The organism is Phaeodactylibacter sp., from assembly GCF_022763345.1.
Lineage (GTDB): Bacteria > Bacteroidota > Bacteroidia > Chitinophagales > Saprospiraceae > Phaeodactylibacter.
In genome coordinates this window covers 69,927-85,703 of sequence record NZ_JALEGS010000073.1, presented here as the reverse complement: position 1 = coordinate 85,703, position 15,777 = coordinate 69,927, and the positions used below count along the sequence as shown (strand labels likewise).

Sequence of the window (15,777 nt, the reverse complement as noted above, 5' to 3'; positions counted from 1 at the left end):
CCTATGTCATAGGAGACCGGGATAGACTTCTCGCCCCTCCACCTGCCTTATGTTTTCCTTGTGCGGGTGGAGGGACTCGAACCCCCACGCCGTTAAGCACTAGATCCTAAGTCTAGCGCGTCTACCAATTTCGCCACACCCGCTTGGAAGATTGGCTGCTCAGCAGGATTCAACGCTACGTTTAGCGACTGTGAGTTGCCACATCTCATTAAATGAGCGGCAAAGATAAGGTTTTTGTTCAGATTCTGCTACCTGAAGCGTAAAAAAATAAAATTGAAGGTATCAGGTTGTTATCGGCAAGGCAGGCAGGCCGAAAAGTATGTTGGAATCGAAATTCTTTTTGTTAGATTTGTAAAAAGGCTGCAAAAGCAGCGGCTATAGTGATTGCTCCTTCCCAAAACAACCCTATCCACCTTTTCAGCCTAAAGCGGCAGCAACGGCATGCTCTAACTGAATCAACTGCACCAATAAAAGACGATTTATTGGCTGGAATAATGAAACGTTTTCTTTTGTATGTCGTTGAATATTAAATATTTGTGAAAGTCAGCGCCAAGAGTGGACAATAGGCATTGCCTATACGTTCTATTAAGGCAACTTTATTAATCAGCAAATCTGTACTCGTGAACTAACAAATTACTAATCCAGCAGGACACACAAGATTATGGCAGAGGTATTGATCGAAAACAACGAAGAAAGGCAGCTCATTCAGAGTGCATACCGCGATTTGCTCCGGTCTATCAAGTCAGATGTTTACGAAGAGGACCGGGTAAACATCCGGGCTGCCTATGAACTGGCGGTGCAGGCTCATGCTGCCCAGCGTCGGAAGTCAGGAGAGCCTTACATCTTGCATCCTATTGCGGTGGCCAAGATTTGTGCTGATGAGATCGGGCTTGGGCCTACTGCTATCATCTGTGCCCTTTTGCATGATGTTGTGGAGGACACAGAGGTGACACTGGAGGATATCCGGGAGCAATTTGGGACCCGCATTGCCAAAATTGTGGATGGCCTTACCAAGCTGGATAGCGCCTACAATGCGGAGAGCCCGCAGGCAGAGAACTTCCGTAAAGTGCTCAGCACACTGGTGGATGATGTGCGGGTGGTGCTCATCAAAATGGCAGACCGGCTGCACAACATGCGTACCCTTGGTGCTATGCCCCGGCATAAGCAGCTGAAGATTGCTGCGGAGACAAGTTACGTTTATGCCCCTTTGGCGCACCGGCTGGGGCTTTACAACATCAAGACGGAGTACCTCGACCTCTGTATGAAAATTACAGACCCGGACGACTACCGTGAGATTGCCCGTAAACTGGCAGAAACCAAGCGCTCAAGAGAAGCCTATATTTCCGCTTTTATTGAGCCGCTGCGCCAAAAGCTGAATGAACTTAACGTCCCCTACGAAATCGTGGGGCGTGCTAAGTCCATTTACTCTATTTGGAATAAGATCAAGAAAAAGAATGTCCCCTTTGAGGAAATATATGACCTCTTCGCCGTCCGCATCATTGTAGATGTACCAATTGAGCAGGAACGCTTGATCTGCTGGCAGATTTACAGCATCGTGACGGATGTGCACACGCCTATCCCGGAACGGCTCAAAGACTGGATAACTACGCCCAAGTCCAACGGGTACGAATCCTTACATACCACCGTTATCGGGCCACAGGGGCGCTTTGTGGAAGTGCAGATCCGCTCGGTACGCATGGATGAAATTGCCGAGCGTGGATTTGCTGCGCACTGGAAGTACAAGGGGGTGTCCAGGAACCCCGACCTCTATGAGCGCTGGCTGGATAGCGTTCGGGAAATTCTGGAAGACCCGCAAACGGACGCTGTTGAATTTTTGGGCGACTTTAAATCCAATAACCTCTTCAACGAGGAGGTATTTGTCTACACGCCCAAAGGAGACATGCGCATTTTGCCGAAAGGCGCAACTGCCCTTGATTTTGCCTTTGGCATTCATTCCGATGTGGGCTACCATTGCCAGGCGGTGCGGGTGAATAACCGCATTGTGCCTATGGGTTACGAATTGCGTAACGGGGATCAGCTGGAGGTCATTACCAATAAGAAACAGCACCCCACAGAGGACTGGCTGAAAATGGTGACGACCGGCAAAGCCCGCGCAAAAATCCGCTCTGCCATGAAAGAGGAGCGCCGCCGTCAGGGAGAAGTCGGCCGGGAAGCGCTGGAGCGCAAGCTAAAGCCTCTGAAGGTGGACTATGAAGAGTCGGTGGAGCAGCTCGTCAAGTTTTATGACACGACCTCACATGTAGACCTTTATTTTGCTATTGCGACCGGAGAACTGAATGTTAACGATATACTGAAGACGCATCAGGTCGATGTTTACAACGATGGCTCCCGCCATTTGGTAGAGCGCCCCGAAGAACCGGTGGAAGCCGAACGCGCACCGGAAGATGTGCCCAAGCGCCGCCGCCAGAAAATTACGGATAAACCGCGCCTGCTGATCAATGGAGAGCCGGCGGAGCGTTTTGATTACTCTTTCGCCAGTTGTTGCAATCCGGTGCAGGGCGATGCCATCTTTGCCTACCTGACGGCTAATGCCGGGTTGAAAATTCACCGTTCCAATTGCCCGAATGCGACCAATTTGATCGCGCACTACGGCTATCGGGTCATGAAAGCCGAATGGGTGTCTACCACCAATTCCACATTTGTGGTCAATCTGAAAATCACCGGTATCGACGATGGGCCGGGCGTGATAGAGCGGCTCACGCACAGTATTTCCACCAATTTGGGGCTCAATATTCGTTCCTTTAGTATCGAAGGGAATGAAGGCTATTTCACCGGGCAGATTAGCCTGCTGGTGAAAAATACGGACCAGCTTTATATGGCGATTCAGGGGCTCAAGAACTTAGATAACATCTCTACTGTTACTAGGATAGATTAATTTTAACAAGTACCTGGATATGAGCGCGGGCAGAACACAAGAGGAAATCATTAAAGAGGTCAAAAATATTTTTGCCTCCCACCTTGAGAAGAACAACTTCCGGAAGACACCGGAGCGCTTTGCGATTTTGGAAGAAATCTACAAGCGGACAGACCACTTCGATGCAGAAGCGCTCTACATCCACATGAAAAACCAAAATTACCGGGTGAGCCGGGCAACGGTCTACAACACCCTTGAACTGCTGGTCAATTGCGATCTGGTAAAAAAGCATCAGTTTGGCAAAAACCTGGCGCAGTACGAGAAGTCTTACGGCTACAAACAACACGATCACCTGATCTGCGTTGATTGTGGTAAGGTCCTTGAATTTTGCGACCCGCGTATTCAGCAGATCAAGAGTATGATGGGAGAACTGTTAAAGTTCAATATTACCCACCACTCTCTAAACCTCTACGGGCAGTGCGATGGTGCCTGCCCCCGGACTGCTGGCGTAAAGGCGGACGCTGAGGCTGCCAAATCGTAAGTAACACTACTGCACCCATGAACCTAAACTACTCCCTTGCCGAAAAAGACGGCATACAGGTACTTCAAATTAAGGATTTGCTGAGTGAGCATGCTAACCGCGAGATCATAAAAGCGGTAGAGCACAAGTTGCGCGAGGGGTACGCCTCCTTCGTGGTAGACCTTGCTGCTATAGAATATATGAATAGCGTAGGGCTCAACTTCCTCCTCACGATGCGGGCACGTTCTACGGAAAGTGGCGGTGGGCTGGTCGTGGCAAATGTCTCTGAAAAAGTCAAGAGCTTGCTGGATATGACCAAGCTGACCCCGATGTTCGTTATGAGTACTTCTGTAGAGCAAGCACTGCAGGAAGTGCGGCAAAACTGAATTCCGCTCTACCATAACCTAAGAAATCTTAGGATTATTCAACCTGTCGGATACTGGTATTCCGTCAGGTTTTGTTAATTTGCTCCCTTTGTACAAAACGACACTTTCCCGGCCACTAAGTAAGAGACAGCCGGGTTTCTAAATCAAAACAAAATGGCGATTGACGTAATCCTCGGTCTGCAATGGGGCGATGAGGGAAAAGGAAAAATTGTTGATTACCTGGCTTCCGATTATGATATAGTAGCGCGCTTTCAGGGCGGGCCCAATGCGGGGCATACCCTGAAGTTTGACGGAAAAAAGTTCGTACTGCATACGATTCCTTCCGGTATCTTCCGTACGGAACAAAAAAACCTGATCGGCAACGGTGTTGTCATTGATCCAATTACGCTGTCTAAAGAACTGGATAAGCTCCGGGGTGCTGGCGTTAGCTTCAAAGACCGCTTGCTGGTATCGAAAAAAGCCCATTTGATTTTACCCACGCACCGTCTGCTGGATGCGGCTTCCGAAAATGCCAAAGGGAAAGCGAAAATTGGTTCCACCCTGAAAGGTATTGGGCCTACTTACATGGATAAAACAGGCCGCAATGGCTTGCGGGCGGGTGATATTGCGCGCACCAACTTTATGGAGCGTTATCTTGCGCTTAAGGAGAAGCACCTCAGCCTGCTTGAGATTTACCCTCCGGTTGATTTCGATCTGGAGGCGGAAGAAGCCCGGTGGATGGAGTGCCTGAATGAATTGCGTGCCTTGCAAATGGTGGAAGGGGAATACTATATCAACGAAGCACTGAAATCGGGTAAGAAAATTCTGGCCGAAGGTGCGCAGGGCTCTATGCTGGATATCGACTACGGCACCTATCCTTTCGTGACCTCTTCTAATACCATTTCTGCCGGCGTATGCACGGGCTTAGGCGTTGCACCCAGCCAAATTGGCGAAGTCATTGGCATCACCAAAGCATACTGTACCCGGGTAGGCTCAGGTCCTTTCCCTACCGAGCTGCACGATGAGACCGGCGAACGGCTTCGGGCAGAAGGCGGTGAATTTGGCGCGACCACCGGCCGCCCACGGCGCTGTGGCTGGATTGACCTGCCTCAGCTCCGCTACACCATCATGGTCAATGGCGTTACTCAGCTGGTTATGACAAAAATTGATGTCCTGAATGTTTTTGAGGAGATCAGTGCCGCTGTTGCCTACAAAATTGACGGAATGGAAACGCAGGCGCTGCCCTACGATATTTGTGACCAGGAATTGGAGCCCATCTTTGAGTCCAAAAAAGGTTGGAAGGTAACGCTCGATGGCATAAAGGACTTCGATGCGCTGCCAGAGGCTGCTAAGGACTATATCGCTTACATTGAGCAGCAGCTGAATGTGAGGATATCCATGGTTTCTACCGGGCCCGAGCGGGAAAAACTGATTGTGCGTTAAGCGTAGCGGTTACTTCTGCGCCGTGATAATGTACTGATAATCCAGTGCGGTATCATTGGTTTTTATAGATTGGTAACCTGTCTCGTACATCATTTCTTCGAGCCTGTACAGCGGCAACCGGATAGCAGAAGGCGGCCCTATATTCGTGCGCTTCCGCTTAAAGTCAACGATCATCAGCATACCGTTATCAGCCAGGCAGTTGCGGAGGGTCCTGAGGTAGGCTTCCTTATCCCGGATGTACATAAATGTATTGACAATCATAATGACATCCGCTTCCCCAGGCTCGAGGTTGGGGTGAGTGGGTGAAGCCAGGCGGGTTTCCAGCCGTTCTGCAGCCGTTTCATCCATTTCCAGCATCTTTATGCTATCAATGTAGTTGAGAAAGCGCTGGTCAATATCGATCGCAATGACCTTTTCTGCTTTCTGGGTGAGCCGTTTGGCAAAAAAACCGGTGCCTGCTCCAATATCGGCGACTGTTTTATTGTCGAGGTCGCCCAACATGCTCAGGATCATCTCCGGTTTTTGCCACACCATCCGGTTGGTGTTTTCGTACATCTCTTTTTCCTTCACCCGGGTCTTGGTTTCGGTGACGCTATCCTCTGCCAACTCTGTAGGGGCGTTTTCAGTAACTGGATCAGAAGTCGCAGCCGTTTGTTCCGAAGAAGAAGGCTGGCAGGACCAGATCAGGGTTGCGGCAAGCAGAAAAAACAGTAGTCGATGTCGCATAAAGAATTTATTTCCGCTAAAGTTAGTAAACCGTTCCTTAATCTGAACGATATTAAGCTTTGGTGTGTGGCTTCCTATTGGCATAAAGCAAGCAGAAACTGTTCCATGGCCTTTCGGATTTTGCCCCCTGAGCCCTCGTAGCGGTTGACGATGACGGAAAAAGCCACCCGTTGCCCATTGCGCGTGTCTACATAACCAGTTAGTGCACGTACCCGCTCCAGTGTGCCGGTTTTAGCTAAAACGCGCCCCTCGGCAGCGGTCCCTTTCAGAGCGTACTTCATAGAGCCGCTTCTTCCCGCTACGGGCAGAGAGGCTTCAAAAGCCTGGAACACATCGGTTGGTCCGAGGGCCATTTTCCGCATAAAAGCTGCGAGAAATCGCGCAGGCACAGCATTACCCTCCGACAAACCACTTCCATCGTCCAGAAAAACACCTTCCCAGCTGAGTCCCCGGCTTTCCCAGTATTCCTGTATGGCTTTATGGCCAGCGGCATAACGGCCCTCCTGACTCTGTTCCCATCCAATTGTGCGCAGCATCGCTTCACAATAGAGGTTGACGCTTTCCATATTGGTCCGCTCCACGATAGCGGAAAGTGGGGGAGCGTAGTGGGTGTAAAGCGTGGTCCTGTCGGAAACAGTCGACATAAATCGCCGGTCAGCTCCTTGGGTAGGGATACCTACCCCTGAGAGTTCCTGCTGTAGCGTCTGCGCCAACAGTAAAGGCGGGTCAGGCAGTGCCCCTTTGATGGTGAAGGTCCCGCTTCCGGCGGGGATGCTGCCCCTCACATAGCGTTCCATCTGGTAGGGCGCACCGAAAATATAGGCGTTGTCGCCAGAGCCCGGGCTGCCGGAGACCACTTCATTGCTAAAAGTCAGGCCTGGAACAAATGGAGTGGTGCCGGATATCGAGGGCGTCTTTCCCTCCGCTGTTTGTTTAAAGTGCAATTCGTGCAGGTTCTCATGCCAGTTGAGCGACCAGGCACCGGCAGCATAGTAATTGCCCATGTCTTCCCACTGCCAGGTCCGGCAGTAGGCCTGTGAGCCAAAAGCGGAGGCGTCCCCGATTACCCTGCCTTGAACACGGCGGATGCCAGCCCGCTGTACAGCCAACCGAAACAGGCGAAGCGTTTCTTCCGGGCCGGTGGCCGCTTCCAGCAGGGGAGAGCCCAGTGTGGGGTCCCCATTGCCGTAGAGGAAAAGATCGCCTTCAAGTATGCCGCTTTTATTGATGGTGCCTTCGTACTGCAGCTTTGTCGAAAAGCGGTAGTCTGGGCCGAGCAGCGCAAGGGCACTGCCGGTAGTCAGGACCTTCAGGTTGGACGCTGGTTTGAGGCTTAAATCAGGATTGACCTGCGCCACTGTTTTGCCGGAAGCGACATCAATGACACATAAACTGATGCTGCCGTGCTTCAAAGCAGGATTCGCCGCCAGTCGGTCAGCGGCACGCTGCCAGCTGCTCTGTGCAGTGGCAGCCTTGCCAAAGCTTAACAGTAACAAGACAAGGGTTAGGTGCTTGAACATGCAAAAGTGGGTTTTTAGGGTAGAGCAGGAAGCACTTTTCCCGCCGCTTCACCGAAGCCAATACGCAACCCGTCCCGCTCACAGTATCCGCGCATCGTCACAGTGTCTCCATCGTGAATAAACTTGCGCTCACTGCCATCGGGCATAGCGATGGGCTTCGAGCCCCGCCAGGTAAGCTCCAGCATAGAACCGTAAGAGGATGCTTCCGGCCCGCTAATCGTACCGGAGGCCATGATGTCCCCTACCCGGAGGTTGCAGCCATTGACGGTATGGTGCGCCAGTTGCTGTGCCATGCTCCAGTACAGGTACTTGAAGTTGGAGGCGCAAACTGTTTTTTCTTCACCATTTTCCGGCTGAATGGCCATGCTGATATTGATATCGAAAGTGTGCGCGCCTTCCAGTTGCAGGTAGGGCAGCGGTTCGGGGTCCTGCTTTGGGCCAGCCGTACGGAATGGCTCCAGTGCATCAAGGGTGACGATCCAGGGCGAGATGGTTGAAGCGAAGCTCTTGCCCAGGAATGGCCCGAGCGGCACATATTCCCACTTTTGGATATCGCGGGCTGACCAGTCATTGAAGAGCATCATCCCGAAGATGTATTCTTCTGCCTGCGCTACATCTACCCGGCTGCCCAGCTTAGTAGACTGGCCTACCACAAAGCCCATCTCCAGCTCAAAGTCAAGCAGTTTGGAAGGGCCAAAGACCGGCTGTTCTGCATCATTAGGGATTTGCTGCCCCATGGGGCGGCGTACCGGTGTGCCCGAAACGACAATCGAAGAAGCACGCCCGTGGTAGCCAACCGGCAGGTGCAGCCAGTTCGGCATCAGCGCGTTATCCTTGCCCCGGAACATGGTGCCAACATTGGTGGCATGCTCGCGGCTGGAGTAAAAGTCGGTATAGTCGCCCACTTCAACCGGGAGCAACATTTCCACCTCCTGGCGCGGGTGCAGGAAATAATCCGCCAGCTGACTGGCATCCCAGTCCTCCAGGTCATCATCAAGCACTTCGGAAATGCGGTTGCGGACCGCACGGGTTTGGGTTTTGCCCAAAGCCATGAAGCTGTTAATCGTAGGTTGTGCAAAGACTTCCCGGGGCACATCAAGGTCATCAAAAAAGCCATGTTCTGCCAACACCTGCAAATCTGCGATGTGGTCTCCAATCGCAGTGCACATTCTCGGCGTCAGACCTGGTGTTTTGAATATGCCAAAGGGTAAATTCTGTATAGGGAAATCACTGCCCTCAGGGACGGGCACCCATGATTTTAGTTTTGGGTCGTTCGCTTGTATCATCGTAATTTGGTTTTGGGCAAATGTAGGAAAATTACTGCAGCACCACTTTGTGGACTTCCATCCGATCTTCCATTTGGAGCTGAAGCCAGTATACGCCCGCCGGTAAAGCATGTAATCTGAGCGTACTCATTGCTGCGAGGTGTGTTTTCTGCAGCAATTGCCCCTGCACATTGTAGAGCCTGGCCTGCGCTTTATCTAAGCCTTCTGGCAACCAGACGTGAAGCAGTCCGGTAGTAGGATTGGGGAAAATCCGTGCCTCTCCGACCTGGGTTTCAGTGCGCGTGGCAGTGACTGCCCCTTCTTTAAAAAAGGAATACACCGGGCTGTACCTGGCACCGCAGCGATTCAGGGCGATTACCCGCCAGAAGTATTGACCGGCATCAAGCTCCGAGGGCAACGAAAAATAAGATTGCGTCACGGTTTGGCTGAAGGTTAGCGACTGGAATGTGGCATCTGGGCTGATTTCCAGCCGAAAACTGTCAGCTCCTACTGAAGGCGACCAGGAGAAGGACTGTTCCCCCTGGAATACAGGTGATGCATCATCGGGGGTAAACAAAATCGGCGGATTGGGGAGGGATCCAATATGAAGCTCTAATTCACAAAAGTGGATGGTGTTACCGTCACCCCCGTAGATGATGATGTCATTTTCCGAAACAGAATACATGCTGTCCAGCGTAAGGGTGGCAAAAGTTCCCGGCAGGGCCACTTCGGGTTGGAATGTGCCCGAAACCCCATCGGGCAGTCCGGCAATGCCTAAGGTTACTGGTTGTACAAACCCAGTGCCGACAAAAACCTCGAAGGTCTGTACCTGATTGGTGCAGGCTTCCAGGATATCACTTTCAAGAAAGACCTCTGCGGCGGGGGGGTAGGTGGTGCATATTTCTATTTCCCAATTTTTGAGTTGCCCACCGTCCTGGCTGAAGTTATCAAACAGGATGAGTTGCCATTCACCCGCCGCAGTCTCGCCAATGAGGCTGGATAAAGGCGACCCGGGCCGGAATGCACCTGAGATAGCAGGTTCGTTGCCACAGGTGCCTTCAAGGTCGAAAGGACTGGCATCAGCATCATCAGAAAAGTGGAGAAAAAGATCGTCTCCGGGGCAACCAAAGGGGATCAGCGGGAAGCCGGGGCGGTCAAAAAGCTGTACGGCTGTGCCTTCAGGCGACCTTAGCATACCAGATAAGTCCCCGACATAGGTGTGGTCGATTTCAATATTGCGCAAGGAGACGGAGCCTATAGTACCTTCTATATCCAGGTTCAATGCAGAAGAAATGGTATTCGGGGCGCTACTAAATATGGTGAGCGGGATTTCAGTGGCCTGTACGGTTTCGCACCGGATAGCAGAAGTGCTGAACCGAACGCCTTCTGACCAGTCTCCGGGACCGCAGAGGTTACGGGCTCGCACCCGGTAAAAGTAGTTAGAATAGGCGTCCAGCGTTGCGCCCTGATAGGTGGTGCCGCCTAGATTCGACAAGGATGCCACGAGATTGTTAAATCCATTATCAACAGAGATTTGCAAATCGTAGCCGGTGGCATTTGCGGCGGGCAACCAGGAGAATTCCGGGGCAAGTGATACCCCAGTGGCTTCGGGCTCAGGGTAGGAAGTGGCGACTGCCTGAGGGGCATCGGCTACCAGAAAAATAGATGTGGACTCTGTGACCGTACTGTATTCATCAGCAGCGGTAACAGAGAAGCTGAGCATGCCAGTCGTCAGGTCCGCTCCGTAGGCATTGAGTGTGAGGGTAACGGTGCTTCCACCGTAAACAGTAGCCGGGCTTAGGCTGTAATCGACACCGGTAGGCAACCCATTAACTTCCAGGTTTACGGTGCCCGTGAAAGCCTCTGCGATTTCTATTTCAAACTCAGCGGTGCCTGGGATACAGATAGCCGTGACGGAGGGCTGAATGAAAATGGAGGCATTGCAACTGGACAACAGCCTTCCGTCAAGGAAGAATAAATTTTCACCATTGGGCGCCAGCCAGTCCTTCAGGCGGGAAGTAGAAGTGCCGCCCCCTTCCCAGCTTGACCGGATCCAGCCGAAGGCATCGTATTCGTTATTGCTACAGCTCGCACTGCCTCCATGGAGTTGCCCTACAATCCGCCCCTGCTTATTGAACAGCGGAGCACCGGAAGAGCCCACTTCGGTACTGCCCACACTCCAGTCCGGCACAATCAGGTGATTGCCGTTGGGGACTTCCTGATTACCATTGCCCCAAATGCCAGGATAAGTATCATTGAAGGCAAAGCTGATGCGTTTTTCCGCCCCATCAGGATGATGCACACAAACCACGGTATCCTGTGGAGGGGTAGCCTCCCGGGACCAGCCGGCAAAGTAGGCCTGTGAAGAAGAAGGGATAGGATCGTCAAGCTCCAGAAGCACAAAGTCGGAAGGCTGGTAGCCTGCGCGGTAAGTAGCGCCGGTATTGAAGTTGTTGAGGCTGCCATTGCCTGGGTTGCCACTCGCTACAGTACCCGGCTGCCGGCAGTAGGAATTTTGATAATTCCAGTAAACGACCACCGAGGGGGCATCAGAAGGCGTCACATCACAGTGAAAAGCAGACAGAAAGTACGGGCGGCAGTCATTGGCGGTGTTGTTGATCAGGGCTCCCGTGCAGAAGGTTTCGCCTCCCATACCATAAACGGCTACAGACTGGATCACGTCCCGGTAAAGGTCTACGATGCCCCAGCCATTAGATGCACCACAGAGTACGTCAAGGTGGCAGGCACCGGTTGTAACACCAAAGAAGTTAAGGAAGTCGTGGTTGATACTGGTGAGGCGAAGGCGAAGATTAGGGCGCTCGTGGGCTGGAACGACTACTTCGAGCACCAGATCGTCACCGCCCAGTACAGGTGTCCAGAGCTGCTGATGCCCTTCATTATCGGAAGGTGTGAAAGGCCCAAGGACTTCCGTTTGGAGCGGATCGTAGAGCAACAGCCGCCCTCCTTCAGGCATGTAGAATTCTGTAAAGCCTAAATTGATAGAGTGGGCATTGGGCGACTGAATGCGCAGCCGCCAGAGCATATCGCCATTGGGCAGGCTTTCCCATAATCCGGTCTCTGTGGGACGGATATCTACTTCCCGGCGTTGGGCAAATTTGGGTGGCCGGTTCGGGCCGCGGTTGTTCAGCTCTTCCTGCAGGAGGGCTTCATTATCCAGTGCAGACAAGGCAATAAGAGGCACACCCGATAAAGGCGATGCACCCGGTACAGGTACCGCTTTTTGTCCGGAAAGCTCCAAACTGACCATTAGGAGCAGCAAAATAAGCAGACGGTTGTGCATGCTGTGTCTCTATGATTTTCCCATTGTATGCCGGGGATACTCCAATGTACTACAATTCCTCATTGCAGGCAATCTGTACCCCACATTTGGCTCAATGCCGACATTCTGCTATCACTGTCCTGCCAGGAACAGGGCATTGCAAAACAACAACTGGCCTTCTTCCCAGAAGCCCCGGAATAAAGGATTGTCAATTAGGTAAATGGCGGCACCCCGCCCTTTGTTTTCGATGCCAAACACCAGAGTGCCCCCCTGCCTGCTAACCGCCTGGCTGCCGGCGAAGCCAATTGGAGTCACCGGATCTTCCAGGTAGCCCACATTCCAGCCCTCATCCAGCAATTGGTAGGCCGCTCCGGATGTCTTTAGGCTATGGTAAGTCTTGCCCAGCCCGAAGCCCAATGGGTGGGTATTGTCTACCGTTGCCGGGAAAATTGCGCCCGGTATGTAGTTGGAAATGGCCCGGCGGCTGCTGCCTCCGTAAGGCTCAGGGGCAGGTTTTTCTTCTGATTCGGGCTTGGCTTCCTTTGAGGAAAGGTTGAAGCCTGACTGCCCGGCAAGGCTTCGGTTGGCTTGCCCCAGGGCAATCAACCGCCCACCCTGACGCATCCAGCGCTGCAGGGCTTGATTGCTGGCTTCGTCAAGACTGTAACGCCCTTCTGCCAATACGATGACGTTGTACTCGTCCAAATCAGTGGAAGACAATTGGTCGGCTTCCAGCAGAAATAGCGGGTATTCCAGTACCTGCTCAAAGAAGTGCCAAACTTCCCCATAGTTGCCTGCATCCACGGAGCTGCCGGAGAATAAGGCTACTTTCGGTGCTTCGAGGAAGTTGAGGTTGTCTGAGCCAAGGTCAAAGCCTTCATCCGAAAATCCGGTTTTCAGGGTCTTCAACTGCTGTCCGTGTGTTTCAGCAATTTGCCGGATTTTCTCATCAAAACCACTCATCTTGCGGTTGTCTGCCCGGGTGATGACCAAAGTGCCGCCCTCATAGTCTTCGCCCTGAATGCCAAAGGAAGCCATCGCAGACCGGACTTTGATGCCTGCCCGTTGTAAAGCCGCCAGGAAGCGGGCATCAGCCACAGCAGTCCATGGAGCTACGTAAGCGTAAGGCTTGTCGGCAGTAACCGGCGCCACTGCCGGGAGGGTGTAGCCGGGGTCTGCATTAATTTTTTCGGCGCTGGCAAAAGCCTGCAGGCCATAAGCATAAGGCAAAGCCCAGGCGGTAATATCGTAGGTTAGGGAGTCTTCCAGCTTTGGGACGGGTTCAAACAGGACTTGTGCTAACACGGACTGCGGCTGGTAGGCGCTCACAATCAGATCTCCCTTTTGGATGGCCACGCTTGCCTTTACGCCTTTTTGGTAATCAAAAGCAGAAAGCTTGCGGCCGTCGGTGGCGGTGCCGAATTGGATATTGTTGCGGTCCAGCAGTTGGGTAAGTGCCTTGAGCTTGCCCACCGGGTTATCTTTGCTGATGACATAGGACCGGTATTCGCCAATCGGGTCGCGCATTGCTTTATCGAAGTAGGCTTCAAATTTTTTCAGCATTTCTGATCTGGACCGGTAAGCCACCTCAATAGTGGAAAGTGCTGTTTCGGTATGGTGGTCAATGCGATCCTTCAGGGTTAGGGTGTCGCCGTTCTCCATCAGTACCCCTCTGCCGGAAATGCCGTGCCCGGCCTGCTCATAGGTCATGCCCACAGAGCCGTTGAAAGTAGGGTAAGTGTCACCGTAGCTGGGATAGAGCAGGTCAAACACCTCCCGTGTAAAGTACAACCAGCCCTGCTGATCAAAGTGGCGGGCATGGTTCTGCCCGATTTCATACTGGAAATCCGATTGCCAGTCGGTAATGAATTCATGATAGGGCGCTGCAGCCGGTGCAAAGTAATAGGGATTATCCGGATACTGCTCGTGGTAATCGACGTGGATATGCGGCATCCATTGCTGGTAGGCCTCCATGCGGTGCTGGCTTTCGGTCTGTGTTTGCCAGGCCCAGTCCCGGTTGAGGTCAAAGTGGTAGTGGTTGACTCTGCCGCCCGGCCAGGGCTCCTGATGCTCAAGAGTAGCCCGTTCAGGCGTGTTGATCGCAGGAGCTACCCGCCGGTACCAGTCTGTATAGCGGGCGTAGCCATCGGGGTTGAGGGCGGGGTCCAGCAACACCACGGTTTCCTTTAGCCACTGACTGGCTTGGGGGTTGTCTTCCCGTGCCAGTTCGTACAGTACGCTCATACTGCTTTCGGTGGCTCCGGCCTCGTTGCCATGCACGCCGAAGCTGAGCCACACAATGGCTTTGTCAAGTTCCGGGGAGGTTCCCCCTTCCATCTGCCGGGCGCGGCGGAGGTTGTTTTTTCGGATGTCATCAAGACGGTCCAGGTTGCCAGGGTCTGAAATGGTGAGCAACAACAGCGGGCGCCCCTCATAGGTGGTACCGTATTGCTGAATTTGAACCCTCGGGCTTTGAGTGGCCACATGCTCCATATAATCAACGACAATATGGTGAGGGGTGAACTGCTCACCGTGCTGATGAGGCAAAAACGCCGAAGGAGAAAGTAATTGGGCGTCTAGCAGAAAGGGCAGCCATAAAGCCGCGCATATTAGCAGGAATCGGGAACTCATGCAGGATTGGATTTTCAATATTAGCCCGCAAAACTACTGATTTTTTGCTTTCCCTGCGGTTAATATACCGCTTCTGCAATCTGTTGTATGGTTTTCGAGTCGCCCATAGTGTAATAGTGCAGGCAGGGGGCACCGGCCGCTTTTAATTCTTTAGACTGCTGAATGCACCACTCAATGCCTACCTGACGGCGGGCTTCGGCATCTTTGGCATCCCGTATGCCCCTGACGAGGTCGTCGGGCAGGTCGATATGGAAAATGCGGGGCAGGGCGTTGAGCTGATACTTCTTGGTCATCGGTTTAAGGCCCGGCACAATAGGGACGTTAATACCGTTGGCGCGGCATTTGTCGACGTAGTCAAAGTATTTCTGATTATCAAAAAACATTTGCGTTACGATGTAGTCAGCCCCAGCTTCGATCTTAGCCTTAGTAAACTCCATGTCCGCGTCCATATTGGGCGCTTCGAAGTGCTTTTCCGGATAGCCGGCAATGCCGATGCAAAAGTCGGACTTTGCGCCTTTTTCAATATTGGAATCGAGGTACTTGCCCTCGTTCATTTCGGCGATTTGCTTAACCAGGTCAATGGCGTAAGCGTGGCCGTGCTCCTCCGCAACGAATTTCCCATCAAATTTCCGGGCATCGCCGCGCAGGGCCAGAACGTTGTTGATATTGAGGAAGTTGAGATCAATCAGGGCGTTCTCCGTATCTTCTTTAGTGAATCCTCCGCAGATCAGGTGAGGCACAGCATCTACACCATAGCGGTGCATGATCGCTGCACAGATGCCCACCGTGCCCGGGCGCTTCCGGATAGCCGTCTTTTCGTAGTACCCGCTGGAACGCATCTTGTAAATGAACTCCTCCCGGTGGTACGTGACATCAATGAATGGAGGCTTGAATTCCATGAGGGGGTCGAGGGTATCAAAAATGGCCTGCATGCTGCCACCCTTGAGTGGGGGGAGCACCTCAAAGGAAATCAGGGTTTGCCCGTTGGCTTTCTCGAAGTATTCTGTGACTTTCATGCTTGGTTTTCAGTAAAAACACGGCAAAGCTAAGCACTGCGTCCGTAAAATGCCACATATATCTGTCATAAGCTCAAAACTTGCACGGCTTTGACAAGAGGTAGGAGTATTGCGCTTCCTACGCCCTTTGTTTAAT

The 15,777-nt window shown here is 52.4% G+C and carries 10 protein-coding genes and 1 tRNA gene; 4 read left to right on the top strand and 7 right to left on the bottom strand.

Annotated features, from left to right (window positions below; genetic code table 11):
* Positions 1 to 61: 61 nt before the first annotated feature.
* Positions 62 to 143: transfer RNA gene (locus tag MRY86_RS19955), tRNA-Leu, on the bottom strand.
* 518 nt (positions 144 to 661) lie between these two features.
* Between MRY86_RS19955 and MRY86_RS19950 the strand changes: the two genes are divergently transcribed.
* From MRY86_RS19950 to MRY86_RS19935, 4 genes are all read left to right on the top strand, one after another.
* Positions 662 to 2,896: a RelA/SpoT family protein gene (locus MRY86_RS19950; protein ID WP_293569859.1), complete on the top strand. Its 2,235-nt coding sequence runs from the start codon at positions 662 to 664 to the stop codon at positions 2,894 to 2,896.
* Positions 2,897 to 2,915: 19 nt separating this feature from the next.
* Positions 2,916 to 3,416 (top strand): transcriptional repressor, encoded by a 501-nt coding sequence (locus tag MRY86_RS19945; RefSeq protein WP_293569857.1) that lies wholly within the window; start codon positions 2,916 to 2,918, stop codon positions 3,414 to 3,416.
* Positions 3,417 to 3,433: 17 nt separating this feature from the next.
* Positions 3,434 to 3,781, top strand: coding sequence for an STAS domain-containing protein (locus tag MRY86_RS19940; protein WP_293569855.1), 348 nt, complete (start codon positions 3,434 to 3,436; stop codon positions 3,779 to 3,781).
* Positions 3,782 to 3,934: 153 nt separating this feature from the next.
* Positions 3,935 to 5,203, top strand: a complete 1,269-nt coding sequence (locus MRY86_RS19935) for an adenylosuccinate synthase (RefSeq protein ID WP_293569853.1) — start codon at positions 3,935 to 3,937, stop codon at positions 5,201 to 5,203.
* A gap of 9 nt (positions 5,204 to 5,212) precedes the next feature.
* Here MRY86_RS19935 and MRY86_RS19930 read toward each other — a convergent pair whose 3' ends face one another.
* The 6 genes from MRY86_RS19930 to metF all read right to left on the bottom strand — a co-directional run bounded on the left by MRY86_RS19930 (position 5,213) and on the right by metF (position 15,641).
* Positions 5,213 to 5,929 (bottom strand): class I SAM-dependent methyltransferase, encoded by a 717-nt coding sequence (locus tag MRY86_RS19930; protein ID WP_293569851.1) that lies wholly within the window; start codon positions 5,927 to 5,929, stop codon positions 5,213 to 5,215.
* Positions 5,930 to 6,003: 74 nt separating this feature from the next.
* The gene (gene dacB / locus MRY86_RS19925) at positions 6,004 to 7,449 is read right to left on the bottom strand and encodes a D-alanyl-D-alanine carboxypeptidase/D-alanyl-D-alanine-endopeptidase (protein ID WP_293569849.1); all 1,446 of its coding nucleotides are present in this window, start codon (positions 7,447 to 7,449) and stop codon (positions 6,004 to 6,006) included.
* 14 nt (positions 7,450 to 7,463) lie between these two features.
* Positions 7,464 to 8,735 (bottom strand): fumarylacetoacetase, encoded by a 1,272-nt coding sequence (gene fahA, locus MRY86_RS19920; protein WP_293569847.1) that lies wholly within the window; start codon positions 8,733 to 8,735, stop codon positions 7,464 to 7,466.
* Between the two features lie 31 nt (positions 8,736 to 8,766).
* The gene (locus MRY86_RS19915; RefSeq protein WP_293569845.1) at positions 8,767 to 12,015 is read right to left on the bottom strand and encodes a T9SS type A sorting domain-containing protein; all 3,249 of its coding nucleotides are present in this window, start codon (positions 12,013 to 12,015) and stop codon (positions 8,767 to 8,769) included.
* Positions 12,016 to 12,126: 111 nt separating this feature from the next.
* Positions 12,127 to 14,625 (bottom strand): M14 family zinc carboxypeptidase, encoded by a 2,499-nt coding sequence (locus MRY86_RS19910; protein WP_293569843.1) that lies wholly within the window; start codon positions 14,623 to 14,625, stop codon positions 12,127 to 12,129.
* 59 nt (positions 14,626 to 14,684) lie between these two features.
* Positions 14,685 to 15,641, bottom strand: a complete 957-nt coding sequence (gene metF / locus MRY86_RS19905) for a methylenetetrahydrofolate reductase [NAD(P)H] (RefSeq protein ID WP_293569841.1) — start codon at positions 15,639 to 15,641, stop codon at positions 14,685 to 14,687.
* Positions 15,642 to 15,777: the final 136 nt, after the last annotated feature.

Coding starts and splice junctions, on each gene's coding strand:
- MRY86_RS19935 (WP_293569853.1), top strand. CDS start 3,935: ATGGCGATTGACGTAATCCTCGGTCTGCAATGGGGCGATGAGGGAAAA.
- MRY86_RS19950 (WP_293569859.1), top strand. CDS start 662: ATGGCAGAGGTATTGATCGAAAACAACGAAGAAAGGCAGCTCATTCAG.
- MRY86_RS19910 (WP_293569843.1), bottom strand. CDS start 14,625: ATGAGTTCCCGATTCCTGCTAATATGCGCGGCTTTATGGCTGCCCTTT.
- MRY86_RS19915 (WP_293569845.1), bottom strand. CDS start 12,015: ATGCACAACCGTCTGCTTATTTTGCTGCTCCTAATGGTCAGTTTGGAG.
- MRY86_RS19940 (WP_293569855.1), top strand. CDS start 3,434: ATGAACCTAAACTACTCCCTTGCCGAAAAAGACGGCATACAGGTACTT.
- MRY86_RS19945 (WP_293569857.1), top strand. CDS start 2,916: ATGAGCGCGGGCAGAACACAAGAGGAAATCATTAAAGAGGTCAAAAAT.
- MRY86_RS19930 (WP_293569851.1), bottom strand. CDS start 5,929: ATGCGACATCGACTACTGTTTTTTCTGCTTGCCGCAACCCTGATCTGG.
- fahA (WP_293569847.1), bottom strand. CDS start 8,735: ATGATACAAGCGAACGACCCAAAACTAAAATCATGGGTGCCCGTCCCT.
- dacB (WP_293569849.1), bottom strand. CDS start 7,449: ATGTTCAAGCACCTAACCCTTGTCTTGTTACTGTTAAGCTTTGGCAAG.
- metF (WP_293569841.1), bottom strand. CDS start 15,641: ATGAAAGTCACAGAATACTTCGAGAAAGCCAACGGGCAAACCCTGATT.